Origin of the sequence: Rugamonas rivuli, assembly GCF_009380165.1 — a bacterium.
Classification (GTDB): Bacteria; Pseudomonadota; Gammaproteobacteria; order Burkholderiales; family Burkholderiaceae_D; genus Rugamonas; species Rugamonas rivuli.
Map to the genome: position 1 here is coordinate 144,795 of NZ_WHUF01000006.1, position 22,748 is coordinate 167,542.

The following is a 22,748-nucleotide window of genomic DNA, read 5'->3' on the forward strand; positions in this document are numbered from 1 at the left end:
ACAACCCAAAACAGCAGGCTGCCCGCGCAGAATACCGGCTGGCTTCCGGGGCGGACAACATAATTTTGAGCATTTTTGCCGGCATAAAAACTCACCAATTACCACGCGTTGTTTTTTTCCCTGATTGACACTGAAGAATTCACGGTGCTATAGTTAATTTAACAAGTGGAAGCGTTTCCACTCACCATAAAAACCAGGACGGACGGGCAACGACCCGGCCGCACGGAGACAGAATGACCACAGTCAGCCCCGCCTTGCCGGGCGATGAGCGCTTGCGCTTCTTGCCTACCCGCCACCCGCTGCGACAGCTGGGCCGACTGCTGGCCGTGCCGGTGCTGTTGCTGTGCGCGCACGGCGGCGCGCTGGCGCAGGGCAAGGTGCAAGCCTGGATCACCACCGGCGACCAGACTAAGCTGATGGCGCGCGGCGCCGACGCCGCCTTCCAGTCCGGCACCCGGGCCGCCACCGTCATCGAAGTCGATCCGGCTCAGCGCTTCCAGGAGATGGTCGGCTTCGGCGCCGCCATCACCGACGCCTCGGCCTGGCTGATCCAGAACCGCCTGAACCCGCAGCAGCGCGGCGCGCTGATGAACGAGCTGTTCGGCAAAGAGCCCGGCGTCAACTTCAGCTTCACGCGGCTGACGATAGGCGCGTCCGATTTCTCGCGCCACCACTACAGCTTCGACGACATGCCGCCCGGCCAGACCGATGCGGCGCTGGCGCATTTCTCCATCGAGCCCAACCGTGCCGACGTGCTGCCGGTGGTCAAGGCCGCGCTGGCGATCAACCCCAATCTGCGCGTGATGGCCTCGCCGTGGAGCGCGCCGGGCTGGATGAAAAGCACGGACAGCCTGATCCAGGGCACGCTGAAGCCGGAGGCGTACGCGCCGTTCGCCGCCTACCTGTCGCGCTACATCGGCGCGTATGAAAAGGAAGGCGTGCCTATCTATGCGCTGACCTTGCAGAATGAGCCGCACTTCGAGCCCAAGGATTATCCCGGCATGCGCGTCGAGCCGGCCAAGCGCGCCGCCTTCATCGGCGGCCACCTGGGCCCCTTGCTGGTCAAGGAGCATCCGCAGACCCGCATCCTGGACTGGGACCATAACTGGGACGAGCCCGGCTCGCCGGCCGCGGTGCTGCAAGACCCGGTCGCCAGCAAATACGTCAACGGCGTGGCCTGGCACTGCTACGGCGGCGACGTCCGCGTGCAAGCCGCGCTGCACGACCGCTGGCCCGACAAGGACACCTATTTCACCGAATGCTCGGGCGGCAAGTGGGCGCCGGTGTGGTCGGACAATCTGCAGCACTTCGCCCGCACGCTGGTGATCGGCACCACGCGCGGCTGGGCCAAGGGCGTGCTGCTGTGGAACCTGGCGCTGGACGAGAACGACGGCCCGCACCTGGGCGGCTGCAAGGATTGCCGTGGCGTCGTCACCATCGACAGCCGCGACGGCAAGGTCACGCGCAACGAGGAGTACTACGCGCTTGCCCACGCCAGCCGCTTCGTGCGCAAGGGCGCGCGCCGCATCGCCTCGACCAGCGGCTACGACCAGCTCGATACCGTGGCCTTCCGCAATGCGGACGACGGTTCGGTGGCGCTGCTGGTGGTGAACTCGGCCAAGGCGCCGCGCAGTTTTGCGGTGCGTCTGGCGCCTGGCCAGCGCAGCTTCAGCTACACCTTGCCGGCCGCCAGCGTCGCGACGTTTACCTGGAAACCCTAACAAGCGCTGTCGTGCAGATGCACGGCAGTTTTTTCAGAATAGGTGTGGAAGCGCTTCCATAAAAGGAAAAACAGATGTTCAGACTATTTGCCGCGATATTTGCTCTGCTCCTGGCCGCTTGCGGCAGCGGTGGCGGCGCAAGCAACACCCCGCCGCCGGTGACGCCGCCCGTACCGCCGCCGGTGGCCGAGATCAAGCCGACCCCGGTGACGCCGGTGCCGGTGCTGCCGCTGTCCATGCTGCATACCCAGGGCACGAAATGGTTGAAGGCCGACGGCGGCCAGGTCGCGCTCAAGGGCACCAACCTGGGCAACTGGCTGATCAATGAATTCTGGATGATGGGGCAGGGCAGCGCCGGCATCGACGACGAGTGCAAGCTGGAAGCCAACCTCGATACCCGCTTCGGCTACGCCGAGCGCCAGCGCCTGATGCAGCTGTTCCGCGACAACTGGATCACCACCCGCGACTGGGACCAGATGCAGAAGTTCGGCCTGAACGTGGTGCGCCTGCCCTTCATCTACAGCGTGGTCGAGGACGAGAAGAATCCGCGCCACCTGCGCGCCGACGCCTGGCGCTACCTGGACGACGCCATCGCCCAGGCCGAGAAGCGCGGCATGTACGTGATCCTCGACCTGCACGGCGCGGTCGGTTCGCAGGGCTGGGAACAGCACAGCGGCTGCGCCAACAAGAACCTGTACTGGACCACGCCGGAATTCCAGGACCGCACCGTCTGGCTGTGGCAGCAGATCGCCGGCCGCTACAAGGACCGCGTGGCGGTGGCCGGCTACAGCGTGCTCAACGAACCGTGGGGCACGAGCGCCGCCAACCTGGCCGCCGTCGTCAAGACCTTGTACACGGCGATCCGCGCCGTCGATCCCAACCACGTGGTGATACTGCCAGGCCACAACAGCGGCAACATCACGGCCTACGGCAAGCCGGCCGACCAGGGCATGAGCAACGTCGCCTTCGAGATGCACTTTTATCCCGGCCTGTTCGGCTGGGGCCAGACCGGCCTGCAGGTGCACAAGGACTGGCTCACTTGCAGCGGCGGCAGCAACAGCGGCGTGTGCGAGTGGGACAACAAGATCAAGGCCGTCGACACCGCCTTCTTCATCGGCGAATCCCAGCCGTGGATGGGCCTCGGCCTGGACCTGGGCGGCCAGATCGCCCGCGCCTCTTTCGATACCTACGCCAAGTACGGCTGGGCGACGACGGCGTGGAGCTGGAAGGTGGTCAGCAACGGCGGCGGCCAGGGCCAGGGCACCTGGGGCTTCGTCACCAACGCCGCCGGCGCCGCCGTGCCGGCCGTGGACTTCACCAAGGCGCCCGTCGCCGATATCGAAAACCTTTTCAAGTTGTTTGGCACCCAGGCTTATGAGGTGCACCAGCCCATGCAGGACTGGATGACCAGCAGTACCGTACCGCAGCCTTTCCGTTAGCAGCAGTTTGTTGTACCCACCCGTCTAAAACTATAAGAGAGACCCGATGATGAACAAGCAGACACAAGCCTTAACACTGACACCGATCGCCGCCGCCTGCGCCGCGCTGGCGTTCGCCGCCGCCCCGGCCTGGGCGCAGCAGGGGCCGGCCGCCGCCAGCGGCGACAAGGAAGTCCAGTCGGTGGTCGTCACCGGCATCCGCCGCAGCATTGAAACCTCGATGGCGGTCAAGCGCGACGCCGATTCCATCGTCGAAGCCATCACCGCCGAGGACATCGGCAAACTGCCCGACGTCAGCATCGCCGAATCCATCGCCCGCCTGGCCGGCCTGACGGCGCAGCGCGTCGAAGGCCGGGCGCAGTCGATCTCGATCCGCGGCCTGGCGCCGGACTTTTCCGGCACCTTGATGAACGGCCGCGAGCTGGTCTCCACCAGCAACAACCGCGGCGCCGAGTACGACCAGTATCCATCCGAGCTGATCAACGGCGTCACCGTCTACAAGACGCCGGATGCGGCGCTGGCCGGCGGCGGCCTGTCCGGCACGGTGGACTTGCACACCGTGCGCCCGCTCGACGTCCGCGAACGCACCATCGTGTTCAACGCGCGCGGCGAGCACAACTCCAACGGCAAGCTGAACTCCAACACCTCGGCCAACGGTTCGCGCCTGAGCGCTTCCTATGTCGACCAGTTCATGAACAACACGCTGGGCGTGGCCATCGGCTATGCCCACCTGGATTCGCCGGGCCAGCAGCAGGAATACAAATCGTGGTGGTGGGGCACGGACAACAAGCTGCCGCCGGGTAATGCCGACGTCGTGGCTTTGAAGGGCGCCGAAGTGACCGCCTCCTCGCGCCAGCAAAAACGCGACGGCCTGATGGGCGTGCTGGAATACCGGCCGACCAAGGAATTCCGCACCACGCTGGATCTGTACTACTCCGAGTTCACCCAGGACACCACCATGCGCGGCATGATGTGGAACTCGCACCAGTGGAGCGACGTCACCTACAACAACCCGAACATCCAGACCATAGGCGGCACGCGCCTGCTGGTGGGCGGTTCGCTGGTCAACCTGGAACCCATCGTCCGCAATGACTTCAACACCCGCAAGGATCAGCTGGGCGCGGTGGGCTGGAACAACACCTACAAGAAGGATGGCTGGACCCTGGTCGGCGACGCTTCCTACTCGACCGCCAAGCGCCGCGAGCAGGTGCTGGAAACCTATGCCGGCCTGGGCCCGGCCGGTTCCCACATCACCGACAACAATTTCCAGTTCAAGATCCCGACCGCCAGCGGCCTGCCGACCTTCACGCCCAGCCTGAACTTCGCCGATCCGCAAATCATCAAGCTGACCGACGTCGGCGGCTGGGGCAAGGATGCGGACATGCACCACCCGGTGGTCGAGGACAAGCTCGGCTCGATCAAGCTGTCGGCCAAGCGCGACCTGGAAGGCATGTTCCGCAGCCTGGAAGGCGGCGTCAACTACAGCAAGCGCGAGAAGACCCACGCCGACACCAACAACTACTGGTTCCTGAAGGATGGCCGCAAGCCAACCACGGTGTCGCCGGACCTGATCCAGCCATCCACCTCGCTGTCCTTCGCCGGCATCCCGAGCGTGCTGACCTATGACGTGCTGGGCGTGCTCAACAAGTACTACGACAAGCAGCCTGCCCGTCCCGACGACCAGGCCTTGCAGGATTGGGGCGTGACCGAGAAAGTCACGACCACCTACGCCCGCCTGGGCATCGACACCGACGTCGGCCCCTTCCCGCTGCGAGGCAACCTCGGCCTGCAAGCCGTCAGCGTCGACCAGAAATCGCGCGGCGCCACCGTCAACGCCGGCAAGCTGGGCTCGATCACCGGCGGCGCCAACTACACCGACATCCTGCCCAGCCTGAACCTGAACTTCGACCTCGGCAAATACCTGGAGACCACCAACCTGCGCTTCGGCGCGGCCAAGACCGTGGCCCGTCCGCAAATGTCGGATATGCGCGCCGGCATCTCGGGCGGCGTCGACGCCACCAGCCGCATGTGGAACGGCAGCGGCGGCAACCCGCAGCTGGAACCATGGCGCGCCAATTCCTACGACCTGTCGATGGAAAAATACATGGGCAAACGCAGCTACATCGCCGGCGCGCTCTGGTATAAAAAGCTGCAGAGCTACATCTACAACCAGCAGACCGCGTTCAGCTTTGCCGGCTTCCCGAATCCGTCGGCGGTGGTGCCGCTGCAGGATATCGGCACGCTGAACCGTCCTGCCAATGGCACCGGCGGCATGGTCAAGGGCGTGGAACTGTCGGGCGCGCTGGACGGCGGCCTGCTGTACGCGCCGCTGGAAGGCTTCGGCGTCACCGGCAGCATGTCCGGCACCGAGAGCTCCATCCATCCGAATGGCCCGGGCACCAAGGAAAAACTGCCGGGCCTGTCCGGCGTGGTGTCCAACGTCACGGTCTACTACGAGAAGAACGGCTACCAGGCGCGCGCCAGCCGCCGCTACCGTTCGGCGTATCGCGGCGAGGTGACGGGCCTGTTCGCCCAGCGTGCCTTTAGCGAGATCCTGGCCGAACGCCAGATCGACCTGCAACTGGGTTATGCGATCGAGGAGGGCCGCTACAAGGGCCTGTCCTTCCTGTTCCAGGTGAACAACCTGAACAACTCGCCTTACCAGACCCGCCAGGGCGATCCGTTCTCGGGCGGCTCGTATGCGCCCGAGCGCTACACCACCTACGGCCGCCAGTTCCTGCTGGGCCTGAACTACAAGCTGTAAGCGGCAAGCTGCCCGGCGGCCGGGCAGCGTTCTGTTATTTCGCTAACGCACGATTGAGATGGCCGGATTGCAAGGTTTGTATTTGAGCTAAACTCCTTGCTTTCCTAGCTATTCCGGCCCAGACCATGCCCAATCAATCGTCGCTGGACGAACGCGGCTTCCGCCGCATTCTGGTGCGTAACGTCACCCTTCCACTGGCCGCCGGCGTGGTCAGCGCCGGGGTGTTCGCGGTGTTGCTGGCGTATCTGCTCAACACCATGAACTGGGTCGAGCACAGCGAACGCGTGATCGGCAGCGCCAACGAAATCTCCAAGCAGATGGTGGACATGGAAACCGGCATGCGCGGCTATCTGCTGGCCGGCGAAAACGCCTTCCTCGAACCGTATGTGCTCAGCAAGCCCAAGGTCGGCGCCGGCATCGCCGCGCTGATGGCGCTGGTGGCGGACAACCCCCTGCAGGTGAACCGCCTGCGCATCATCAAGGCCCAGCAGGAGCAATGGGATCTGTACGCCCAGGAAATGATACGGCTGCGCGCCGCCAGCGGCGACGTGGCCGGGGCGATCAAGGCCGGCCGCGGCAAGCTCCAGTTCGACGAGATCCGCAGCCAGGTCGACGCCTTCGTCACCTATGAAATGCGCATGCTCCAGGAGCGCCAGGATGCCGCCAGGTCCGTCACCATCTGGGTGGCCTCGCTTTACCTGCTGCTGACGCTGGGCGTGGGCGGCATCCTGGCCTGGTTCGGCCGGCGCGAGCTGATGGGCTTGTCGACGGTGTACAACCGCGCCTTGCAGCAGCACAGCCAGCATGCGGAACTGCTGGCGCAGCAAGCCTGGCTGCGCACCGGCCAGAGCGAGCTGGCGCAGCAGGGCATCGGCCAGATGGGCCTGCCGCAGTTGTCGTCGGCGCTGCTGCAATTCATGGCGCGCTACCTGGATGTGGCGGTCGCTGCACTGTACCTGCGCGCCGACGACGGCAGCTTCCGCCGCGTGGCGTCCTACGGCGCCAGCGCCGAATGGGAGGAGCGCGAGCAGCGCCTCAAGCCCGCCGAGAGCCTGGTGGCGCAGGCTGCCCTGCAGCGCCGCCTGATCCGCCTGGACCAGGTGCCGTCCGGTTATCTGGAGCTGGCGTCCGGCCTGGGCGCCGGTACGCCGGCCAGCGTGCTGCTGGCGCCGCTGGACAACGACGGCGAAATCAACGGCGTGGTCGAGCTGGGACTGCTGCGGCCGATCTGCGCGCGCGATGTCGAGTTCCTTGAACTGGTCAAGGGCAACCTCGGCAACGCCATCGACGCCAGCCTGTCGCGCCAGCGCCTGCACGAAGTGCTGGCCGAGACCCAGCAGCTGAACGAAGAGTTGCAGGTGCAGCAGGAAGAGCTGCGCACCGCCAACGAGGAGCTGGAAGAACAGTCGCGCGTGCTGGAGGAATCGCAGGCCAGCCTGGAAAACCAGAAGGCCGAGCTGGAACAGACCAACGAGCAGCTGGCCGAGCAGGGCGTGGCGCTGGACCAGAAGAACGCCGCGCTGGGCAAGGCGCAGCTGGACCTGGAGCAGCGCGCCGCCGAACTGGAGCGCGCCAGCCAGTACAAATCGCAGTTCCTGGCGAATATGTCGCACGAGCTGCGCACGCCGCTCAACAGCTCGCTGATCCTGGCCAAGCTGCTGGCGGAAAACGCCGCCGGCAATCTGCACGAGGAGCAGGTGCGCTTCGCCAACACCATCTATTCGGCCGGCAACGACTTGCTCAACCTGATCAACGACATCCTCGATATCTCCAAGGTCGAGGCGGGCAAGCTGGAGCTGGTGCCTGAGCAGCTGTCGCCGCGCCATGTGGTCGAGGGCATGGCCATGCTGTTCGAACCGCTGGCGCAGCAGAAGAAGCTGGCCTTCCAGGTGCAGATCGCCGACGGCCTGGCCGCCCACATGACTTCCGACCGCCAGCGCCTGGAGCAGATCCTCAAGAACCTGCTGTCGAACGCGCTCAAGTTCACCAGCGGCGGCCAGATCACGCTGGCGGTGCGCCCCGACGGCGACGGCCGCATCGCCTTCGCCGTGCAGGACACCGGCATCGGCATCCGCGCCGAAGACCAGCAAGCCATCTTCAACGCCTTCCAGCAGGCCGACGGCACCACCAGCCGCAAGTACGGCGGCACTGGCCTGGGCCTGTCGATCTCGCGCGACCTGGCGCAGCTGCTGGGCGGCGGCATCGGCCTGGTCAGCGAGCCGGGCAAGGGCAGCTGCTTCACGCTGACCCTGCCGCTGGCCTGGACCGCGCCCGACCTGGCCGTGGCCGGCAGCGCCGGCTCCGTGACCAGCAGCATGGCCGCGCCGTCCGGCTGGGCGGTGGAACAGCCGGCCGACAGCGCGGCCCTGCCGTCGCCGGTGCCGTCGCCCGCCGCGCCGCGCGTGCGCGCCTTCGCCGACGACCGCGACCGCATGGCCGGCGAGGCCGGCAGCCGCAAGGTGCTGGTGATCGAGGACGACGCCACGTTCGCCCGCATCCTCTACGACCTGGCGCATGAGAAAAACTACCGCTGCCTGGTGGCCTTCGACGCCGACGAGGGCCTGGCGCTGGCGCGCGAATACCGGCCGGACGCGGTGCTGCTCGACATCCGCCTGCCGGACCGCTCCGGCCTGTCGGTGCTGCAGCTGCTGAAGGACGACGCCCAGACCCGCCACATCCCGGTGCACGTGGTGTCCGGCTCCGACAACGGCGAGGCCGCGCTGCACCTGGGCGCGATCGGCTACGCGCTCAAGCCGGCCACGCGCGAGCAGCTGATGGAAGTGTTCCGCCGCATCGAAGGCAAGCTGACGCAGAAGATCAAGCGCGTGCTGCTGGTCGAGGACGACGACCGCCAGCGCGACAGCGTGGTGCAGCTGATCGCCGACGACGATGTCGACATCGTCGCCGTCGGCAGCGGCGAGGAAGCGCTGGCGCTGCTGGCCACCACCATCTACGACTGCATGATCATCGACCTCAAGCTGCCGGACATGCAGGGCAACGAGCTGTTGCAGCGCATGGCGGGCGCATCGCTGGCGGCCTTCCCGCCGGTGATCGTCTATACCGGCCGCAACCTGTCGCGCGCCGAGGAAGCCGATCTGCACAAGTATTCGCGCTCCATCATCATCAAGGGTGCGCGTTCGCCGGAGCGCCTGCTCGACGAGGTGACGCTGTTCCTGCACAAGGTGGAGGCCGATTTGTCCAGCGAGCGGCAGGACATGCTGCGCACGGTGCGCTCACGCGACCGCGTGTTCGAAGGCCGCCGCATCCTGCTGGTGGACGACGACGTGCGCAACATCTTCGCGCTGACCAGCGCGCTGGAGCACAAGGGCGTGCTGGTGGAAGTGGGCCGCAACGGCTTCGAGGCGATCGCCAAGCTGAACGAGGTGAGCGACATCGACCTGGTGCTGATGGACGTGATGATGCCCGGCATGGACGGACTGGAAGCGACGCGCCGCATCCGCCAGGACGCGCGCTTCGCCCGCCTGCCCATCATCGCCATCACCGCCAAGGCCATGAAGGACGACCAGGAGCAATGCCTGGCGGCCGGGGCCAGCGATTACCTGGCCAAGCCTATCGACCTGTCGCGCCTGTACTCGCTGCTGCGGGTGTGGATGCCGAATGGCGAACGGAGCTAGAACCATGCAAGGGTTTGACTATGCACCATAGCGATACCGACATCGAGCTGAAAGTGTTGATGGAAGCCATCTACATGAAGTACAGCTACGATTTCCGCGACTACACCGGCGCCTCGCAAAAGCGCCGCGTGCTGCACGCGCTGCGCGAGATGGAGTGCGACAGCATCTCGGCGCTACAGGCGCGCATCATGCACGAGCCGGCCGCGTTCAGCACGCTGCTGCAATACCTGACGATACCGGTGACGTCGATGTTCCGCGACCCGACTTATTACGCCGCGCTGCGCGAACACGTGATGCCGGTGCTGCGCACCTATCCGTCGCTGAAAATCTGGATCGCCGGTTGCAGCACCGGCGAGGAAGTGTATTCGATGGCCATCCTGCTCAAGGAGGAGGGCTTGCTGGAGCGCAGCATGATCTACGCCACCGACATCAACCCGCAGTCGCTGGAGCAGGCGCGCAAGGGTGTGTTCCCGCTGGACGCGATGCGCGAGTACACGGAAAACTACCAGGCCGCCGGCGGCACGCGCAGTTTTTCCGAGTACTACACGGCGGCCTACAACGCCGCGCTGTTCGACAGCGCGCTGCGCGAGAACGTCACCTTCGCCGACCACAGCCTGGCGACCGACGCGGTGTTCGCCGAGACGCACCTGATCAGCTGCCGCAACGTGATGATCTACTTCAAGAAAAAATTGCAGGAGCGCGCCTTCGGCCTGTTCCACGAGTCGCTGTGCCACCGCGGCTTCCTGGGATTGGGCAGCAAGGAAAGCATCGATTTCTCCGCCTACGCGCCGGCCTTCGAGCCGGTGAACAAGCGCGAGCGGGTGTTCCGCAAGCGATGAGCGCGCACCTGCCCGCGATCCGCGCCGCGCTGGCCGGGCGCACCGTGGAAGCGGTGGTGATCGGTGCCTCGGCCGGCGGCGTCGGCGCCTTGCTGCAACTATTGCCGGGGCTGCCGGCTGGCTACGGCCGCGCGGTGGTGGCGCTGCTGCACCTGCCGGAGTTCCGCCAGAGCCACCTGGCCGAGGTGTTCCAGCAGCGCATGGCGATGCCGGTGCGCGAGGCGGCCGACAAGGAAGCGGTGTCGTCCGGGACGCTGTATTTTGCCGGTTCGGGCTACCATTTGTCGGTGGAGATGGACCGCAGTTTTTCCCTCAGTTGCGAGGCGCCGCTGCACTTCGCCCGCCCGGCCATCGATTACCTGATGGAATCGGCGGCCGACGCCTACGGCCCGGCGCTGCTGGGCATCCTGCTGACCGGCGCCAACCACGATGGCGCCGTCGGCATGGCCGCCATCGCCCGCGCCGGCGGCCTGACCGTGGTGCAAGACCCGGAGCAGGCCGAAGTGGCGGCCATGCCGAGGGAAGCGATACGTCTGCATCAGCCGGACCTGGTCCTGCCGCTGGACGCCATACAAACACTGCTGTTGATGCTGGAGAAGAATTGATGCAAGCCGAGCACCCGACCAAATTGCTGATCGTCGACGATCTGCCGGAGAACCTGCAAGCCTTGAACGCCATCGTGCGCGGCGAGGGGCGCGAGATCTTCCAGGCCGGTTCGGGCGAGGAAGCGCTGGCGCTGCTGTTGCAGCATGATTTCGCCATGGCCATCCTCGATGTGCAGATGCCGGGCATGGACGGCTTCGAGCTGGCCGAACTGATGCGCGGCACCGACCGCACGCGGCAGATTCCCATCGTGTTCGTGACGGCGGCCGGCAAGGAACTCAATTATTCGTTCAAGGGCTACGAGGCGGGCGCGGTGGACGTGCTGTACAAGCCGCTGGACGCGCGCGCGGTCAAGGGCAAGGTGCAGGTCTTCGTTTCGCTGTACGAGCAGCGCGAGGCGGTGCGGCGCCAGGTCGAGGCGCTGGAAGAGGCTCGCCGCGAGCAGGAGCGCACACTGGCCCAGCTGAACGCGGCGCAGACCGGCTTGCAGCGCGCGCTGGCGATGCGCGACGAGTTCATGTCCATGGTGTCGCACGAGATGCGCACGCCGCTCAACACGCTGTACCTGGAAACGCAATTGCGCAAGATGCAGCTGGAGCGCGGCAATATGGCGGCCTTCGGCGCCGAGCAGCTGCAGCGCATGGTGGCGCGCGACGACCGCCAGATCCAGAGCATCATCCGCCTGATCGACGACATGCTGGACGTGTCGCGCATCCGCAGCGGCAAGCTGTCGCTGCGGCCGGGCTGGGTGGAGCTGTCGGGCTTGCTGCGGCGGCTGGTGCAGGATCTGACGCCGCAGGCCGCCATCGCCGGCAGCAGCATCAGCCTGGATGCGGGCACACCGGTCAGCGGCTGGTGGGACGAGTTCCGCATCGAGCAGATCGTCGTCAACCTGCTGACCAACGCGCTGCGCTACGGCGCGCAGAAGCCGGTGCACGTGACGCTGCGGGTGGAGCCGGAACAGGTGCGGGTGGAGGTGCGCGACGAGGGCGCCGGCATCGCGCCGGAGCTGCAGGAGAAAATCTTCGAGCCCTACGAGCGCGGCGCCGGCAACGAGGCGCCGTCCGGATTGGGGCTGGGCTTGTATATTTCGCGCGAGCTGGCCCAGGTGCACGAGGGCACGCTGGCGGTGCGCAGCATGGCGGGCGAGGGCGCGGTGTTCACGCTGACCTTGCCGCGCCGCGACGCGCCGCCGGCCTGAGCGCCGGCCTTCAGCGCGAGCGTGCTTCCTCGCGGCGCTGGATGATGAAGGCCTTCAAGTCTTCGAAGTTGACCACGCCGCGCTGGGCGGTGTCGATATGGTCGAAGTTCTTTTCGACAAAGCCGAGCCCGGCCTTGTGCGCCTCTTCACGGCTCAGGCTGCCGCTACCGTCGAGGTCGGCTTCCTCAAAGCGTTTCTTCAGTTTTTGCATGGCCTGGTATTGCAGCACCGGGCCGGACGCGCCGTCGCGCGGCGGCTTGCGCATGGCCGGCGGAATGTAGGGATCGGGATGCATCGGCGCCGACATCATGGCCGGTGCGACCATATCCGGTTGCGGCTGCGGCGCCTGGGCGTGCGCGCAGCTGCAGGCCGCGGCGGCGGCCAGCATGGCAAATTGGAAAAGTTGCTTCATGATAGACTCCCCCGCGCCGTATTATCAGCCTGGCGCATGGCTTATTGTGCCACTGTGACGCTATTGAAGAAATTAATCAAATCCGTTTGCTGGGCGCGGCGCGCAGTGTCGTCTAGATACGTCATATGGCCGCTTGCATAATATTTGAGCACAATTTGCGGATTTGCACCGAGCCGCGCCAGGTCCAGTTCCGTCTGGTGGAAGGGCGTGGCCAGGTCGTGGTAGCCGTTCACCGCCAGGATTTTCATTTTCGGATTCAGCGTCATCGCGGCGGCCAGGTCCGGAATCGTGTCCGGCAGCTGGCGGCCGTCGTGGCTGAAGTTCCAGCGGTCGACGATGTCGTTGCTGCTGATGTAGCCGGAACGGGCGCTGTAGTGCAGCTCGCCCGCCAGGTAGGTGGCGATGCTGCTGACGAAGGCGGAATTGATCACCGTCAGCGAGGGATCGCCATCGGCCGCCAGCGCGCTGCCGTTGGCCGCCGACACGCGGGCGTCGTAGCGGCCCACCAGCTTGCCCGGCACGGCGTTGCGCTGGTAGTAGTCCGGCCCCATGTCGAAGTTCTGCTGCCAGGTCAGCGCCGGCAAGCCGGTGTAGTTGACCAGCTGGCCGATCACGGCGGCCGGCGGCGCCACTTTGGTCGCCAGGTAGGCCGAGATGGCGCTGCGGTAGTCGCCTGCTGCGAAGCTGCGCGCCTGCTGCACGTAGGCGCTGAAGTCGGTCGGCAGCGGCGTGCTGAGCTGGTAGTAGGCGCTGGTGGCGGCGTAGGTCGGGATGTAGCCCTCGCAGCTGATGGCACCCGGATCGAGCACGCCGCAGTTGCTGTTGTAGTCCATGATCGACGATTGCAGCACCAGCGCGGCGATCGGCACGCCGGCCGTTTCCAGCAGGTTGGCCAGCACCGCCGTGCGCGGCGTGCCGTAGGATTCGCCGAACAGGATCTTGGGCGAGGCCTCGCGCTTGTTGACGGCGATGTAGCGCTGCACGAAATCGCGGAAGGCGGCGGCGTCCGCGTCCACGCCCCAGAAGGTCTGGTTGGTGTTGGGCGCGATGGCTTGCGAGTAGCCGGTGCCGATGGCGTCGACGAACACCAGGTCCGACTGCGCCAGCAGGGTTTCCTGGTTGTCGACCAGTTGCGGCGCGACGATGACGGCGCTGGGGATGGTGCTGACCAGCCGGCGCGGCCCGAAGGAGCCTAGGTGCAGATAGGTGGAGGCCGAGCCGGGGCCGCCGTTGTAGAAGAAGGTGACGGGCCGCTTGGCCGGATCGGCGCCGGGCACGGTGTAGGCGACGTAGAAGAACGAGGCGGAAGCCTTGCCGGTGCGGGCGTCGGTGGCGGTCAGGTGGCCGGTGGTGGCGGTGTAGTTGAACTGCTGGCCACCCAGCTGGATATGGCTGGCGATGACGGCGGCGTTTTCATTGGGTGCGGTCAGCGAACCGCTCGCCAGGCTGGAATAGGCCAGCGTGTCGTCGTAAGAGCCGGGCACGGCCGGGGGCGCGGGCGTGAGCGGCGCGCTGGGCCCGCTGGGCGTTTCCGCCACGCTGGAGCCGCCGCCGCCACCGCAGGCAGCCAGGATCGCGGCGCAAGCGATGATCGCCGCGTCGCGCAGTGCTGGCCGCCACCCTTGCAATTTTGTCGGATATGCCACTGTGCTCTCCACCAAGCCGGGATCCCAATTATGATCCCGGCTTGCGTGAAATGCATCAGAAAATTGGCGTCACTTCGGAATCGCGCCGTCCACGCCCTGCACGTAGAAGTTCATCGACAGCAGGTCTTTCAGCGGCACCACCACGCCGGCGGCGTATTTGATGGCGCCGGACTGGTCCTTGATCGGTCCGGTGAACGGCGCGAAGGTGCCGGCCGCCAGCGCCGCCTTCTTCTCTTCGAAGGCCTTGGCCGCTTCCGCCGGGACCGCGGCGTTCAGCACCGACATCTTGACCATGCCTTCCTTCATGCCGCCGTGGTAGTCGCCGGATTTCCAGGTGCCCGCCAGCACCGCCTTGGCGGTCTCGGTGTAGTACGGCCCCCAGTTGTTGGTGGCCGCCGTCAGGTGCGCCTTCGGTGCGAACTTGGACATGTCCGAATCCCAGCCGAACGCGTACACGCCTTTTTCCTGCGCCACTTGCAGCGTGGCCGGCGAGTCGGTGTTCTGCGCCATCACGTCCGCGCCTTGCGCCACCAGGGTTTCCGCCGCCTGGCGTTCCTTGGCCGGGTCGTACCACGAGTTCACCCAGATCACCTTGGTCTTGATGCCGGGATTGACGCTCTGCGCGCCCAGCGTGTAGGCGTTGATGTTGCGGATCACCTCGGGCACGGGGAAGGAGGCGATGAAGCCCAGCGTCTTCGACTTGGTCATCTTGCCGGCGATGACGCCGTTCAGGTAGGCGCCTTCGTACAGGCGCGATTCGTAGGTGCCCAGGTTCTTGCCGGTCTTGAAGCCGGTGGCGTGCATGAACACCACGCCCGGCGTGGCCTTGGCGACTTTCTCGGTCGGGTTCATGTAGCCGAAGGAGGTGGTGAAGATCAGCTTGTTGCCCTCGGCGACCAGCTTGCGGATCACGCGTTCGGCATCCGCGCCTTCCGGCACGTTTTCGACGTAGGTGGTTTTGACCTTGACGCCCAGCTCCTTCTCCATCGCCAGGCGGCCCTGGTCGTGGGCGTAGGTCCAGCCGGCGTCGCCGACCGGGCCGACGTAGACGAAGCCTATCTTCAGCGGTTCCTCTGCGAACGCGGGGGCGGACAGGCAGATGGCGGCGGCCATGGCCAGCAGTGTGCGGCGATTCATCATGCGGTTTTCCTTTTGGTGACGGGGTTTAGAAGTGGTACTCGGCGCGGACCATCGGCGTTTTCGCCGTGGCGCCAGGGTTGTTGGTGTCGGAGTTGCCGAACTTGTTTTTCCAGAACTGGTACTCGATGCCGACCTTGAAGGTGTTCTTGCCCGCGCCGACGGCGCCGCTCAAGTCGTACATGATCTGCATGTCGATATTGGTCTCGCGCGCGGTGTCGCCGCCGAATTCGTTCTTGCCCTTGGTGCCGATGAAGTTGGCGAAGCCTTCGAACGACAGCGGGATGCCGATGTTGAACGGGATGCCCCATGCCGCGGTCAGCATCGGGTGGGTCTTGTAGGCGTAGCGCGGCGTGGCGGCGCCGGTGAAGGTGTTGTACGGCGCGTTGCTCTCCCACAGCGCGAACAGGCTGACGTCGAGGAAGCCCGGCACGTCCAGCATCAGCGTGGGGCCGGCGACGATCATGCGCTTCTTGGAGTTGTAGCCGGCGTCGGTCTTGCTGTTGAAATCGAAGCCCGCCGTGGCGCCGACGCCGCGCACCGGGCCGAAGGCCCAGCTGCTGCCGGTGACTTTGCCCAGGTCCAGCGTGTGGCGGTACAGCGCATACGCTTCATGCGCGCCGCTCTTCGCGCCGGCCGACGATGGATCCACTTCCGACGACATCAGGAAGTCGACGCTGAAGAAGTTCTTGCCGTACTTGTAGCCGGAGACACTGGACAGGTTGACGATGTTCTTGGTGATGTCGTTGTTGTTGAACGGTTCGGCGAACTTGGTGCCGTAGCGGTAGCTCAGCGAGGTGTCGCTCCAGTCGGCGGCGTGGGCTGCGCAGGCGCAGCTGGCAAGGAGGGCGAGGGCGGTGCGGGTGACAAGTGGCGACATTTTATGAACTCCATTTTTAGGACAGCACGGTTTGTAGAAACTTCTTTTGTATCCAATTCCCTAGCAATTCCCGGGCCACGCGGTTAGAAGCCGGACAGCGCCTCGGCCAGGTTCACTTTCTTGTCCTGCTCATTCAAATGCAGGCGCGCTTCGATTTCCTGCAGGTGGTGCTCGATCAAATGGGTGGCTTCCTTGACCTTGCCCTGTTCGATCAGCGTGGCCAGGTCCTGATGCTCGTCGTTCTCGCACATCGGGGCGCCCGGGGTTTCGTACAGCGCGATGATCAGCGAGCAGCGCGACACCAGCTCCGCCATAAAGCGCTGCAGCACCTGGTTGCCGGCCAGCTCCGCCAGCAGCAGGTGGAACTCGCCGCCCAATCGTATCCAGCCGGCGCGGTCGCCGGTGCGGCGGGCCTGGTCCTCCGCATGCAGCGCGGCGCGTATCTGCTTGAGCGAGGCCGGCGTGGCGTGGCGTATCACCAGCGGCACGATCTCCCTTTCGATGGCGCGGCGGGCGGCGAAGATGTCGCGCGCCTGCTCCGGCGTGGGCGAGGCGATCACCGCGCCGCGATTGGGGCGCAGCTCGATGATGTGGTCGTGCGCCAGCCGTTGCAGCGCCTTGCGCACGGTGGTGCGGCTGACTTGATACAGCTCGCAGAAATCGGCTTCGCCCAAGTGGGTACCGGGCGGCAGGCGGTGGCTCATGACGGCGTTGACGACGGCGCGGTAGATGCGCAGGTCGACGGCCGTGGTGCCGCGCTTGATGGCGGCGGCAGGCACGCCCGCAACGGCGGCTGCGGGAGCGGCCTTGCGGGGTTGGCGTTTGCCTGGTGATGGCATTGTTCGATTCTCCGTGAGGGTGGTGCTCACACTGCATAAAGCAGGAACCATGCTAGCCGCATCGTGTACAACAACTGGTAGAAAGCTGTCTTGTATTGTGTACGAAACTACTTTGTTTTGTCCTCATTTTCGAGCGTTACGCACGTTTTTGGGGAGGAAGTGTGTCATATTTAGTGCACTCTTCTGCCCAAAACGGCGCGTTTCCGGCGGGCCGTGCGTGGCATGTTAATTGCGTCTGTTTTTGTATTCAATTTGTATACGATGAGGGAAGCGCCGATGACAGAGCCGCGCCTGAAGATGCTGGGCATCTCCAAAATCTATCCTTCCGTGGTGGCCAACGCCGCCGTCGACCTGACCGTGATGCCCGGCGAAATCCACGCGGTGCTGGGCGAGAACGGCGCCGGCAAGAGCACGCTGATGAAGATCATCTACGGCGTGACCAGGCCGGACGAAGGCCAGATCATGTGGGAAGGGAAGCAGGTCCACATTCACTCGCCGCACGATGCGCGCAAGCTGGGCATCGGCATGGTGTTCCAGCATTTCGCGCTGTTCGAAACGCTGACCGTGGCCGAGAACATCGCGCTGGCGCTGGACGACCACGTGACGCCGGCCGCGCTGGCGCCGCGCATCCGCGCCGTGTCCGAACAATACGGCCTGCCGCTGGACCCGCAACGGCTGGTGCACAGCATGTCGGTGGGCGAGCGGCAGCGGGTGGAGATCGTGCGCTGCCTGCTGCAATCGCCGCGCCTGCTCATCATGGACGAACCGACGTCGGTGCTGACGCCGGACGCGGTGCTCAAGCTGTTCGAATCGCTGCGACGCCTGGCCTCCGAAGGCGTCAGCATCCTGTACATCAGCCACAAGCTCGATGAAATCCAGTCGCTGTGCGACAAGGCTACCGTGCTGCGCGCCGGGCGCGTGTCCGGCACGGCCAATCCGAAAGAGGAAAGCGCCAGGTCGCTGGCGGAACTGATGATAGGCCGCGAACTTCCCGTCTGCGTGCACCAGCCGCGTGAACCGGGCGAGGTGCTGCTCTCTCTCGACCAGCTCAATGTGCGCAGCGACGATCCGTTCGGCACGCGTTTGAAGGATGTCAGCCTGGCGCTGCGCAGCGGCGAGATCGTCGGCATCGCCGGCATCTCCGGCAACGGCCAGCAGGAGCTGTTGAAAGCCATCTCCGGCGAACGCCCGCTGGCTGCGGGCAGCGGCGCGATCCGCCTGTGCGGGCGGGACGTGGGCAAGCTCGATGCTGCGCAACGCCGCCAATTGGGACTTGGCTTCGTGCCGGAAGAGCGGCTGGGACGCGGCGCCGCACCCGAGCTGTCGCTGGCCGATAACGCGCTGCTGACCGGCTATCTGCCCGCCGCCAACACCGGCATGGTCAGGCGCGGGCTGATACAGCGCGGCGCGGTGCGCGAGTTCGCGCGCAAGGTGATCGAGCGCTTCAACGTCAAATGCGGCGGCGAGCAGTCGGCGGCGGCCAGTCTTTCGGGCGGCAATCTGCAAAAGTTCATCGTCGGCCGCGAGATCGCGCTGGCGCCGAAGGTGATGGTGTTCGCGCAGCCGACATGGGGCGTGGACATCGGCGCCGCCATGCTGATACGCCAGGCCATCATCGACATGCGCGACCAGGGCGTGGCGGTGCTGGTGCTGTCGGAGGAGCTGGATGAATTGTTCATGATGAGCGACCGCATCGCTGTGCTGGCGGATGGCCGTTTATCACAGGTGGTGGCAGCATCTGCCACCAGCATCAACCAGATCGGCGTGTGGATGAGCGGCGATTTCGATCACCAGGGAGCAGACCATGTCGCGGCTTGAACGACGTCCCGAACCTTCGCGCCGCATGATGCTGGCGTCGCCGTTGATCGCGGCGGCGGCCATGCTGCTGACCGGCTCCGCGCTGTTCTTCTTCCTGGGGCAGGAGCCGCTGCATGCCTTCTACGTCTACTTCATCAAACCGTGGACCACGCTGTACGGTGTGGGCGAGCTGCTGTTGAAGGCGACGCCGCTGATCCTGTGCGGCGTGGGCCTGGCGATAGGCTTCCGCGCCAATGTCGCCAACATCGGCGCCGACGGCCAACTGACGGTGGGCGCGATCGCCGCCGGTGCGGTGGCGCTGTACTTCGACGAGGTGCAGGCATGGTGGGTGCTGCCGCTGATGCTGGCGGCGGGCGCGCTGGGCGGCATGCTGTGGGCGGCCATCCCCGCGCTGCTGCGCACGCGCTTCAACACCAGCGAAATTCTCGTGAGCCTGATGCTGGTGTACGTGTCGTATCACTTGCTGAGCTACCTGGTGCACGGGCCGATGCGCGATCCGGCCGGCTTCAACTTCCCGCAGTCGAAGATGTTCAGCGACTCGGCCACCTTGCCGTTGCTGGTGGAAGGCTTGAGGTTGAACGCTGCCTTCATCCTGTCGCTGGTCGCGGCGGGGGCGGCCTGGTTCTTCTGCAAGCACACCTTCGCCGGCTACCGCATGCAGGTCAGCGGCATGGCGCCGGCCGCCGCGCTGTACGCGGGTTTCAGCGAGCCGCGCAATGTGTGGCTGGCCTTCATGGTCAGCGGCGCGCTGTCCGGCATCGCCGGCGTCGGCGAAGTGGCGGGGCCGCTGGGGCAGATGCAGCCGTCGGTGTCGGCCGGCTACGGCTTCGCGGCCATCATCGTCGCCTACGTCGGCCGCCTGCATCCGCTGGGCGTGGTGCTGTCGGCGGTGCTGATGTCGCTGCTGTACATCGGCGGCGAGACGGCGCAGATCGAATTGCAGGTGCCGTCGGCGATCACCGGCATGTTCCAGGGCCTGCTGCTGTTCTATCTGCTGGCCGCAGACCTGTTCATCCACTACCGTTTCAAGCCGCACCATCGCCGCTTGCCTGTCACCGCCGGAGAAACCGCATGATCAGCACCGAACTGTTAATCGCCTTCCTCGCCAGCACGGCGGGCGCCGCCACGCCGCTGGTGGTGGCCTCGATGGGCGAGCTGGTGACCGAGCGCTCCGGCGTGCTCAATCTGGGCATGGAGGGCATGATGCTGGTGGGCGCGGTGGTGGGCTTCGGCGTCACGCTGGGCACGGGGCAGATGTGGCTTGGGCTGCTGGCGGCGATTGCGGCCGGCATGCTGATGTCGCTGATCTTCGGCTTCCTGGTGCTGACCTTGCAAACCAACCAGGTGGCCACCGGGCTGGCGCTGACCCTGTTCGGCATCGGCCTGTCGGCCTTCATGGGGCGCGGGCTGGTGGGGCAGACGGTGGAGCCGATGCCGCATCTGCACTTCCCGCTGCTGTCGGATGTGCCGTTCATCGGGCCGCTGCTGTTCCGTTTTGACGCAATGGTGTACGGTTCTGTCGCACTGGTGCTGGTGGTCGGCTGGATGCTGGCGCGCACCCGCATCGGCCTGGTGATACGGGCGGTGGGCGAGTCGCCGCACAGCGCGCATGCGATCGGCTATCCGGTGATCGGCCTGCGCTACGGCACGGTGCTGTTCGGCGGCGCCATGGCTGGATTGGGCGGCGCTTATCTGTCGCTGGCGCTGACGCCGATGTGGGTCGAGGGCATGACGGCGGGGCGCGGCTGGATCGCGCTGGCGCAGGTGGTGTTCGCGACCTGGAAGCCGCGTGGCGTGATGGTGGGCGCTTATCTGTTCGGCGGCGTGACGGTGCTGCAGTTCCACGGCCAGGGCATGGGCCTGGATATTCCGTCGGAGTTTCTGGCGATGCTGCCTTACCTCGCCACTATCGTCGTACTAGTCATCATTTGCCGGAATCCGCAAGCAATCTTGTTGAATAAGCCCATGTCCTTGGGCCAAAACTTCAAGCCGGACTGAAAGATGTTGCGTTCGCACACAGGAAAATTGATCTAGATCAAAAATCTCCGGTAAAAACCTGCGGTAAACATTCCAAGCGACAATTGGTGACTTTGTCGCCTGGATAGCGCCCCTATTCTGGACTCGTTGGCCACTGGCCAAATAACGATAAAGGAACGGCCATGCGCATCAACAGTCCAATCACTCAAAACGAATACCTGATGGAAGATGGCAAGACCATCGTCTCCAGCACCGATTTGCAGGGCAACATCAACTACGCCAATCCGTATTTCATCGAGGTCAGCGGCTACACTGAGCAGGAGCTGCTGGGCGCACCGCAGAATATCGTGCGCCATCCAGACATGCCGGTGGAAGCCTTCGCCGACCTGTGGAAAACCATCCGCAGCGGCATGCCGTGGACCGGGCTGGTGAAGAACCGCTGCAAGAACGGCGACTACTACTGGGTGCTGGCCAACGTGACGCCGGTGATCGAGCAGGGCAAGCCGGTCGGCTATCTGTCGGTGCGGACCAAGCCCAGTCGCGAGCAGGTGCGCGAGGCCGATGCCTTGTACCGTCAGTTCAAGGCCGGCAATCCGCAGCGGCTGCGCATCGTCAACGGGCGCGTGGTGGCGACCGGCATCGCTGCGCGGCTGGCGGGCTTGATGCGCATGTCGCTGGCGCGCCAGATCGGCGTGGCGACGCTGTTGACCGGCGGCGTGCTGGCGTTGTTGGCCTTTGCCTTGCTGGGCCTGGGCGACGCGGGCATCGCTGCGGCGCGCAGCGGCCTGGGGGCGCTGGCGCTGTGCGCCATGCTGGGCATGGTGTGGTTCGGCCGCAGCCTGTATCTGAACGTGGCGTTGCCACTGCGGCAGGCGACGCGCGCGGCGCGCATGATGGCCGGCGGCGATTTGACTGCGGCCTTCGATGTCCAGCGCGACGACGAAGTAGGCCAGCTGCTGGCGGCACTGCGGCAGACCAATATCAACCTGCACAGCATCATCGGCGACGTGCGCGCGAACTTCGATGAGATCTCGGTGGCGACTGGCGAAATCGCCGACGGCAATCTGGATCTGTCGGGCCGCACGGAGTCGCAGGCCTCCAGCTTGCAGCAGACCGCGGCCAGCATGGAGCAGCTGACATCGACCGTCCAGCAGAGCGCCAGCAATGTCGCCAGCGCCAACCAGCTGGCCGGGCAGGCATCGGCGGTGGCGGCGCAGGGCGGCAGCATTGTGTCGCAGGTGGTGTCGACGATGGACGATATCAGCGCTTCGTCGAACAAGGTGCTGGACATCATCGGCCTGATCGACGGCATCGCCTTCCAGACCAATATCCTGGCGCTGAATGCGGCGGTGGAGGCGGCGCGCGCTGGCGAAGAGGGACGCGGCTTTGCCGTGGTGGCCAGCGAGGTGCGCAGCCTGGCGCAGCGCTCGGCCACGGCAGCCAAGGAAATCAAGGCGCTGATCGACCAGTCGATCCAGAAGGTGCAGGCCGGCACGGTGCTGACCAACAGCGCAGGCGTGACGATGAACCAGGTGATCGAATCGGTGGACCGGGTGTCGCGTGTGATGGAGGAGATTTCGAATTCCACGCGTGAGCAGAGCGATGGCATCAACCAGGTCAACCAGGCGGTGATACAGATCGACGACATCACGCAGCAGAACGCGGCGCTGGTGGAGCAGGCCGCCGCTGCCGCCGGCAATCTGGCGCAGCAGACGCGTTGCGTGTCGCAAGCGATGGCGGTGTTCAAGCTGCAGGGCGGCCTGGTGGTGCCGAAGACCACGGCGGTGGCGATAAGGGTTGCATGATATATAATTTCGGCGCGAATCCGCGCACTGTC

Annotated in this window: 16 protein-coding genes; 11 read left to right on the plus strand and 5 right to left on the minus strand. The window is 65.4% G+C overall.

What is annotated here, in order from left to right; translation table 11 throughout:
- Window positions 1-233: 233 nt before the first annotated feature.
- The 7 genes from GEV01_RS22240 (at window position 234) to GEV01_RS22270 (ending at window position 12,202) form a co-directional block, all read left to right on the plus strand.
- A complete protein-coding gene (locus tag GEV01_RS22240; protein WP_152807712.1) occupies window positions 234-1,721 on the plus strand; it encodes a glycoside hydrolase family 30 protein in 1,488 nt (495 codons plus the stop codon).
- 74 nt (window positions 1,722-1,795) lie between these two features.
- Window positions 1,796-3,160: a glycoside hydrolase family 5 protein gene (locus GEV01_RS22245; RefSeq protein WP_152807713.1), complete on the plus strand. Its 1,365-nt coding sequence runs from the start codon at window positions 1,796-1,798 to the stop codon at window positions 3,158-3,160.
- A gap of 49 nt (window positions 3,161-3,209) precedes the next feature.
- Window positions 3,210-5,924 carry a TonB-dependent receptor gene (locus GEV01_RS22250; protein ID WP_152807925.1) on the plus strand — a complete coding sequence of 905 codons (2,715 nt, stop codon included), beginning with the start codon at window positions 3,210-3,212 and terminating at the stop codon, window positions 5,922-5,924.
- 125 nt (window positions 5,925-6,049) lie between these two features.
- Entirely contained in the window at window positions 6,050-9,559 is a 3,510-nt protein-coding gene (locus GEV01_RS22255; protein WP_152807714.1) for a response regulator, read from the plus strand.
- A gap of 20 nt (window positions 9,560-9,579) precedes the next feature.
- Window positions 9,580-10,398, plus strand: a complete 819-nt coding sequence (locus tag GEV01_RS22260) for a CheR family methyltransferase (RefSeq protein ID WP_152807715.1) — start codon at window positions 9,580-9,582, stop codon at window positions 10,396-10,398.
- Window positions 10,395-11,003 carry a chemotaxis protein CheB gene (locus GEV01_RS22265; RefSeq protein ID WP_152807716.1) on the plus strand — a complete coding sequence of 203 codons (609 nt, stop codon included), beginning with the start codon at window positions 10,395-10,397 and terminating at the stop codon, window positions 11,001-11,003. Before GEV01_RS22260 ends, GEV01_RS22265 begins: the two co-directional genes overlap by 4 nt.
- Complete coding sequence (locus tag GEV01_RS22270) at window positions 11,003-12,202, plus strand: hybrid sensor histidine kinase/response regulator (protein WP_152807717.1); 1,200 nt, start codon at window positions 11,003-11,005, stop codon at window positions 12,200-12,202. The genes GEV01_RS22265 and GEV01_RS22270 overlap by 1 nt, the downstream gene beginning before the upstream one ends.
- Window positions 12,203-12,212: 10 nt before the next feature.
- On the opposite strand, the gene GEV01_RS22275 is transcribed toward GEV01_RS22270, so the two are convergent.
- The 5 genes from GEV01_RS22275 to GEV01_RS22295 form a co-directional block, all read right to left on the minus strand.
- The gene (locus GEV01_RS22275; RefSeq protein WP_235914520.1) at window positions 12,213-12,614 is read right to left on the minus strand and encodes an EF-hand domain-containing protein; all 402 of its coding nucleotides are present in this window, start codon (window positions 12,612-12,614) and stop codon (window positions 12,213-12,215) included.
- 41 nt (window positions 12,615-12,655) lie between these two features.
- A complete protein-coding gene (locus GEV01_RS22280; protein WP_328595596.1) occupies window positions 12,656-14,260 on the minus strand; it encodes a S10 family peptidase in 1,605 nt (534 codons plus the stop codon).
- Between the two features lie 69 nt (window positions 14,261-14,329).
- Entirely contained in the window at window positions 14,330-15,400 is a 1,071-nt protein-coding gene (locus GEV01_RS22285; RefSeq protein WP_152807718.1) for a BMP family ABC transporter substrate-binding protein, read from the minus strand.
- A gap of 25 nt (window positions 15,401-15,425) precedes the next feature.
- Window positions 15,426-16,277 (minus strand): outer envelope protein, encoded by an 852-nt coding sequence (locus tag GEV01_RS22290; protein ID WP_152807719.1) that lies wholly within the window; start codon window positions 16,275-16,277, stop codon window positions 15,426-15,428.
- Window positions 16,278-16,360: 83 nt separating this feature from the next.
- Entirely contained in the window at window positions 16,361-17,116 is a 756-nt protein-coding gene (locus tag GEV01_RS22295) for a GntR family transcriptional regulator (RefSeq protein WP_152807720.1), read from the minus strand.
- A 276-nt stretch (window positions 17,117-17,392) separates the two neighbouring features.
- Between GEV01_RS22295 and GEV01_RS22300 the strand changes: the two genes are divergently transcribed.
- The 4 genes from GEV01_RS22300 (at window position 17,393) to GEV01_RS22315 (ending at window position 22,716) form a co-directional block, all read left to right on the plus strand.
- Window positions 17,393-18,934, plus strand: coding sequence for an ABC transporter ATP-binding protein (locus GEV01_RS22300; protein WP_152807721.1), 1,542 nt, complete (start codon window positions 17,393-17,395; stop codon window positions 18,932-18,934).
- A complete protein-coding gene (locus GEV01_RS22305; protein WP_070271547.1) occupies window positions 18,921-20,009 on the plus strand; it encodes an ABC transporter permease in 1,089 nt (362 codons plus the stop codon). The genes GEV01_RS22300 and GEV01_RS22305 overlap by 14 nt, the downstream gene beginning before the upstream one ends.
- Window positions 20,006-20,932, plus strand: a complete 927-nt coding sequence (locus GEV01_RS22310) for an ABC transporter permease (protein ID WP_152807722.1) — start codon at window positions 20,006-20,008, stop codon at window positions 20,930-20,932. Before GEV01_RS22305 ends, GEV01_RS22310 begins: the two co-directional genes overlap by 4 nt.
- 161 nt (window positions 20,933-21,093) lie before the next feature.
- Complete coding sequence (locus GEV01_RS22315; RefSeq protein ID WP_152807723.1) at window positions 21,094-22,716, plus strand: methyl-accepting chemotaxis protein; 1,623 nt, start codon at window positions 21,094-21,096, stop codon at window positions 22,714-22,716.
- Window positions 22,717-22,748: the final 32 nt, after the last annotated feature.